General features: G+C 71.6%; 9 protein-coding genes and 1 pseudogene. 4 read left to right on the plus strand and 6 right to left on the minus strand.

The window, feature by feature from the left end:
• Positions 1 to 96 precede the first annotated feature (96 nt).
• The 5 genes from KBX39_RS20830 to KBX39_RS20850 form a co-directional block, all read right to left on the minus strand.
• Positions 97 to 390 carry a hypothetical protein gene (locus KBX39_RS20830; RefSeq protein WP_043327445.1) on the minus strand — a complete coding sequence of 98 codons (294 nt, stop codon included), beginning with the start codon at positions 388 to 390 and terminating at the stop codon, positions 97 to 99.
• Between the two features lie 234 nt (positions 391 to 624).
• Positions 625 to 990, minus strand: a complete 366-nt coding sequence (locus KBX39_RS20835; protein ID WP_069088720.1) for a hypothetical protein — start codon at positions 988 to 990, stop codon at positions 625 to 627.
• Positions 991 to 1,019: 29 nt separating this feature from the next.
• Positions 1,020 to 1,268, minus strand: a complete 249-nt coding sequence (locus tag KBX39_RS20840) for a hypothetical protein (RefSeq protein ID WP_026268772.1) — start codon at positions 1,266 to 1,268, stop codon at positions 1,020 to 1,022.
• Positions 1,269 to 1,345: 77 nt separating this feature from the next.
• The gene (gene mscL / locus KBX39_RS20845; protein WP_064448387.1) at positions 1,346 to 1,816 is read right to left on the minus strand and encodes a large conductance mechanosensitive channel protein MscL; all 471 of its coding nucleotides are present in this window, start codon (positions 1,814 to 1,816) and stop codon (positions 1,346 to 1,348) included.
• A 40-nt stretch (positions 1,817 to 1,856) separates the two neighbouring features.
• The gene (locus KBX39_RS20850; protein WP_043327439.1) at positions 1,857 to 2,540 is read right to left on the minus strand and encodes a FadR/GntR family transcriptional regulator; all 684 of its coding nucleotides are present in this window, start codon (positions 2,538 to 2,540) and stop codon (positions 1,857 to 1,859) included.
• Between the two features lie 163 nt (positions 2,541 to 2,703).
• Here KBX39_RS20850 and KBX39_RS20855 point away from each other — a divergent pair, with 163 nt between their 5' ends.
• Positions 2,704 to 3,858: an MFS transporter gene (locus KBX39_RS20855; protein ID WP_199495968.1), complete on the plus strand. Its 1,155-nt coding sequence runs from the start codon at positions 2,704 to 2,706 to the stop codon at positions 3,856 to 3,858.
• Positions 3,859 to 3,868: 10 nt separating this feature from the next.
• On the opposite strand, the gene KBX39_RS20860 is transcribed toward KBX39_RS20855, so the two are convergent.
• Positions 3,869 to 4,225: an STAS domain-containing protein gene (locus KBX39_RS20860; RefSeq protein ID WP_030500698.1), complete on the minus strand. Its 357-nt coding sequence runs from the start codon at positions 4,223 to 4,225 to the stop codon at positions 3,869 to 3,871.
• A gap of 159 nt (positions 4,226 to 4,384) precedes the next feature.
• Here KBX39_RS20860 and KBX39_RS20865 point away from each other — a divergent pair, with 159 nt between their 5' ends.
• From KBX39_RS20865 to KBX39_RS33440, 3 genes and pseudogenes are all read left to right on the plus strand, one after another.
• Positions 4,385 to 5,245, plus strand: a complete 861-nt coding sequence (locus KBX39_RS20865; protein ID WP_043327435.1) for an STAS domain-containing protein — start codon at positions 4,385 to 4,387, stop codon at positions 5,243 to 5,245.
• A complete protein-coding gene (locus KBX39_RS20870; RefSeq protein WP_043327433.1) occupies positions 5,245 to 5,655 on the plus strand; it encodes an STAS domain-containing protein in 411 nt (136 codons plus the stop codon). Before KBX39_RS20865 ends, KBX39_RS20870 begins: the two co-directional genes overlap by 1 nt.
• Positions 5,652 to 5,820: pseudogene (locus tag KBX39_RS33440) on the plus strand (anti-sigma regulatory factor); the annotation flags it as partial. The gene KBX39_RS20870 and the pseudogene KBX39_RS33440, both read left to right, overlap by 4 nt.

Genomic DNA, 5,820 nt, shown 5'->3' on the forward strand with positions numbered 1-5,820 from the left:
GGTCGTGAACGGCCTTCAGGCGGGCCGCCTCCGCCTCGCGCAGAGCGTCGTTGTCGTCGGGATCCGGTGTGAGAGCGGCGGTGCCCTTGATGTCTGTCACGCCGCCTCCTCGACGGGGCCGGGCTTCGACGCGCCGCGCCCGCCCAGTTCGACCTCCCGATGCCCGTCGCGATCGCGCTCCACGATCCGTACGACGTCATGGTCCGCCTCGGCCAGCCGGATCAGCCACGTGACCCGCGCTGTGGTGCGTGTTGTCGCCTCGCGTTCCTCGTTCATGCGGGCGCGGTATGCCACGTAGGCCCGCACCAGGCCCGCCACCACTCCGGCGACGGCAGTGGCCACGGCCACCACCTGATATCCGGTGAGCGGTTCCGCCAGCGCTTCGTTCATTGTTCCCCCTCGGCCCCCTTGGTTCGCCAATTACTATCCGTGGCGAGAGGCCGATGTAGATACCAGAACACGCGCAATGTTTTTGAAGATCAACGATCAAGTCGTTCATCAGCGATTAAAGCGCAAAGTCATGGCATTGAGACTCTGCGCAAGGGGATTGACGGGCGGCTTTTCCGGGCAACTTGCATTGATCACCTATTACTGCGGGTGACAAATCCATCACCTCGGCGGGCGTCACTCCTCGGCGGGCAGCTCCGTGGCCGGGACGGTGAGGCGTACCGCGCCGTCGTGCACCGCGGCGATCCGGTCGGCCAGCACGTAGACCGCGCCGGTGCGGACCAGGTCGGTGGAGACCTTGAGATAGCCGTCGCGCAGCAGTCGCGCGGCCAGGTCGGCCGGCACGTCGGGCTCCTCGACCGCAGCCGACTCGATCAGCTCGTCCAGGCTGCTGCCCGGGTCGACCGGCGCGGGCGCCTGCACGGTCACCGCGGCCGGGTCGCCGCGCTGGACGAGATCGACTGTGCCCACCTCGACGCCTGCGGAGTCGACCACCCGCATGCCGGTGGTGACCCGGGAGACAGTGTCCTGCTGCTGGCTCATACGGCAGCGGTTCCCGGGTCGCGCGGGCGCTAAACGGACGGGGCCCAGCCTCCCGGCGGGCGGGGGGACAGTTCGCGCCACGTGTCGGTGCCGTCCAGCAGCGCCCGGACCGTCTCCTCCGCCTCCTCGACGCTGGCGTGCTCGTAGAACCGGGAGACCCCCTCGGCGCCGCCGGCCCGCTGCTCCACGTGCCAGCGGTCGCCGTCCACCCGGAGGAAGACGTCACGCCGGGCGAGGCGTCCCCATTTCCCGTTCCACCAGTGCCTACGCTGCTCCATGCCCGGACTCTATCGAACATGTGTTCGATACACGTCGGCCCCCGCGAGATTGTCGCGGGGGCCGATCGGCTATGGCGTCAGCGCGGCGCGGGCGGCTCCTGCCGGCGGCCGAGCACGTCGTCCAGGGCGCTGCGCTGGCCCGGGGTGCCGTGGTTGCCGGCGAGCAGCGCGTCACGGATCTCGGTGAGCAGCTTGACCTCCTCGCTCGGGGCCGACGGCGGCGGCTCCTCGCCGCGCTTGCGGCGCTCGGCGAGCTTGTTCATCGGGTAGACGACCAGGAAGTACAGCGCCGCCGCGGTGAGCGCGAACGTGATCACCGCGTTGACGAACGCCACCCAGTCGAACGGGATGCCCCGGAACTCGGGGGTCGAGCCGGTGAGCCCGTTCTTGCTGCCGGTGATCAGCGCAATGAACACGCGTACCAGCGGTTCCAGGAACGACTTGGTGAGCTGGGTCACCACGCCTGTGAAAGCCGCGCCGATGACGACACCGACCGCCAGGTCGACGACGTTGCCGCGCATGATGAAGTCTTTGAAGCCCTTGAGCATCCGTACTCCCGTGCCCTGATGAGTCTGCGTCGGGGACAACCTATGCCCCGGCGGGCCCTTCGAGAAAAGCACCGGCCTCGATCGCCGCCCGCTGCGGGTCGCCGGCCCGGATCGCCTCCACCAGCCGGCCGTGATCCACGTACCGCTCCGGGGTCAGCGCCTCGCCCATCGCCTGGGCCACGGTGCTGCGCAGCGCGGCGCCGACCGAGGCGTACAGCTCGGCCAGCATGGCGTTGTGCGCGGCCGCCACCACTGCCGTGTGCAGCGCGGCGTCCGCCTCGACGAACTCGTCCACCCGGCCGCCGCGCCACGCGGCCTCGCGGGCCGCGAGCGCGCCGTCGAGCGCCACCAGGTCCTCAGGGGTACGCCTCAAGGCAGCGAGCCGGGCGGCCTCCACCTCGAACGCGCGCCGGACCTCGATCACCTCGGTCATCCGGTCGTCGGTGAGCCGGCGGGCCACCACCGGGGCCAGTTCGTCGGTCGACACCACGTACGTGCCGGAGCCCTGCCGGCACACCAGCACCCCGGCGTGCACGAGCGCCCGGACCGCCTCGCGGACCGTGTTCCGGCCCACGCCGAGCTCGGCGACGAGTTGCGGCTCGGTGGGGATGCGCCCGCCCACCGGCCACTCGCCGCCGAGGATGCGCTCCCGGAGCTGCTCGATGGTCTGGCGGACCCGGTGACCGCGCGGCGGCACGACGACGGAATCCACGGCGGGTGTCACCGGTTACACCTCGTGCCGAAATTCATCCCATGATTGTAGGTTCGAGGTCATGACTCCGCCACCCGCGCCCGCCGCGACAGTGCCCGCCCCCGGCGCCGGCTCCGCGGCCCTCCCCACCCCGGCGCCCCGCGCGGTCCGAGGCGGCCTGCTCGTGCTGACCGGGATGCTGCTCGTCGCGCTGAACCTGCGCGCGGCGGTGACCAGCCTCGGCGCGCTGCTCGACGAGGTACGGGTCGGTCTCGGCCTCTCCGGGGCGATGGCCGGCCTGGTCACCACGCTGCCCACCATCGCGTTCGCCGGACTGGGCGCGCTCACCCCGTGGCTGGTCCGCCGCTGGGCCGCGCCCCGGGTGCTGGTGCTCGCCATGCTGGCGCTCACCGTCGGGCAGGTGCTGCGCGCGCTCACCGGCTCGGCGGCGGTCTTCGTGGCCACCAGCGCGCTCGCGCTGGCCGGCATCGCGGTGGCGAACATCCTGCTGCCGATGCTCGTCAAGCAGCACTTCCCGCACCGCACCGGGCTGGTCACCGGGGCGTACACGATGGCCCTGACGGTGGGCACGACGGTGGCCGCCGCCGCGGCGGTGCCGGTCGCGCACGCCTTCGGCTCCTGGCGGGCCGGACTCGGCGTCTGGGCCGGGCTGGCCGCGCTGGCCGTACTCCCGTGGGTGCCGCTGGCGCTGCGGGCCCGCGCGGCGCGACGGGCCGCGCCCCCGGCGGTGGCCGTCGCCACCCCGGCCCGGGTGCAACCCGCCCGGACCCGGCTCGGCTGGGCCATGGCTGTCTACTTCGGGGCGCAGTCGCTCAGCGGGTACGCGATCATGGGCTGGCTGGCCCAGCTCTTCCGGGACGCCGGGTACCGCCCGGAGGCGGCCGGGCTGCTGCTCGCCGGCGTGACCGCGCTGGGCGTGCCGGTGGCACTGATGATGCCGACGCTGGCCGGCCGGCTGGCCACGCTCCGGCCGCTGGTGCTGTCGCTCACCGTGTTCTCCGCCGCCGCGTACACCGGTCTGGCGCTGGCCCCGCACGGCCTGGCGCCGCTGTGGGTGCTGCTGCTGGCGCTCGGCCAGGGCGCGTTCCCGCTCATCCTGACCACGATCGGGCTGCGCGCCCGGACCGCCGAGGGCACCGTGGCGCTGTCCGCGTTCGCGCAGAGCACCGGGTACGTCATCGCGGCGCTCGGACCGCTGCTGGTGGGCATCCTCTACGAGGCGACCGGCGGCTGGACCGCCCCGATCGGCTTCCTGCTGGTGGCGCTGGCCGTGCAGACGGCTGCGGGCATGGTGATCGCCCGTCCCCGCTACATCGAGGACGAGCGCTGAGCGGAACCGGTCAGGAGGAGGTCGGAGTGGGCTCGCCCGCGACGGCCTGTTCCACGGTCGGGTACGTGTGCAGCACCTCGACCAGCCCACTGACCTCGAGGATGCGCAGCACACCGCGCTGCGGAGCGGCCAGCCGGACGACGCCGCCCGCCTCGTCGCAGTTGTTCTTCGCCCGGACGAACACCGACAGGCCGGTGGAGTCGCAGAACGACACCTCGGCCAGGTCGAAGACCAGGCGGTTGCGCCCCTTGTCGAGCAGATCCGTGATCTGGTCCTGCAGCTGCGGTGCCGTGGCCATGTCCAGCTCGCCCGCGACCGACACGACGACCACGTCGCCGCGCTGTTCCGTGTGCACCGTCAAGGACATTCGTCGACCTCCTGTGTTCGGGGGAAACGGTATCCCACGACGGGCGCGCCGCGCAGAACGGGAGCGGTCACGGGTGCGGTCGATCATTCTTTGCTCCGCGACAAGTACCGCGTCAGCCCCCGGTGATAGAGTCCGCCCGTCCAAATCAGGGAGGTCAGGATGGCGTTGAGCGCCGAACAGGGTGGTCGGCTCGCCCACCTGCTCAGTCAGCACGCGGACCGGCTGACCAACCGCTGGACGGAGATCGTCGCCAGTTCGCTGCGCGGTCGCCTGAGCCGGGCCGAGCTGGCCCGGCAGGTGCAGGAGCTGCACCGCGCGCTGGTCGACGCCGGGCGCCAGGGCGTCTCCGACCTGGCCGACGAGCACGGCGGTGAGCTGCGGGCGGTGCTGTCCGAGCTGTCCACCAACCGGGCCCGGCAGGGGTTCTCCGCCACCGAGACCGCGATCAGCGTGTTCGCGTGCAAGGACGCCCTGCTGGAGCTGATGGAAGAGGAGAAGGGTGACGACACCCTGCGCGACTTCGTCGCCTTCTCCGCGCTCGTCGACCAGATGGGCCTGTTCACGTTCGAGACGTTCGTCCGGGCCCGGGAGAGCCTGATCGCCGACCAGGCGGAGCAGCTGCTGGAGCTGTCCACCCCGGTGGTCAAGCTCTGGGAGGGCGTGGTCGCCGTCCCGCTGGTCGGGACGCTGGACTCGGCCCGCGCCCAGGTGGTGATGGAGCGGCTGCTCCAGACCCTGGTCGACACCGGCTCGCCGTACGCGATCATCGACATCACCGGCGTGCCGGCGGTGGACACCCAGGTCGCGCAGCACATCCTCAAGACCGTGGTGGCCGCCCGGCTGATGGGCGCCGACTGCATCATCTCCGGCATCCGCCCGCAGATCGCCCAGACGATCGTCGCCCTCGGCATCGAGTTCGGCGACATCGCCACCAAGGCGAGCCTCGCCGACGCGCTGCGCCACGTGCTGCGCCTGACCGGGGTCGAGACCACCGCTCGCCGCCCGCGGCGGGAGTCCTGATGGAACGGGTGCCGATCCTCAAGATCGGCGACATCCTGCTGGTCTCCATCCAGGTCGACATGTCCGACCAGACGGCGATCCAGTTGCAGGAGGACCTGGCCGAGCGGATCGTCGCCACCGGCTGCCACGGCGTGATCATCGACATCACGGCGCTGGACATCGTCGACTCCTTCGTCGGCCGGATGCTCTCCACCATCGCGTCCATCTCGAAGGTGCTGGACGCCGAGACGGTGGTGGTCGGCATGCGCCCGGCCGTCGCCATCACGCTCGTCGAGCTGGGGCTGTCGCTCAACGGCATCCGTACCGCGCTGAACGTCGAGCGCGGCATGGAGCTGATCGCGGCCAGCCGAGCCGACGAGTGGGACGAGGGCGCCGACGACGAGGACACCGAGACGACGGCGACGGCATGACCACGGGCGTCGACCTCGGCGTGCCGGCGACGCAGGCGATCCGCAGCGACGAGGACGTGGTGCGGGTCCGGCAGTTGGTGCGTACCACGGCCGTCGCGGTCCGGCTCTCCCTGGTCGACCAGACGAAGCTGGTGACCGCCGCCAGCGAGCTGGCCCGCAACACGC

This window comes from Micromonospora sp. D75, assembly GCF_018070405.1.
GTDB classification, from domain to species: Bacteria; Actinomycetota; Actinomycetes; order Mycobacteriales; family Micromonosporaceae; genus Micromonospora; species Micromonospora chalcea.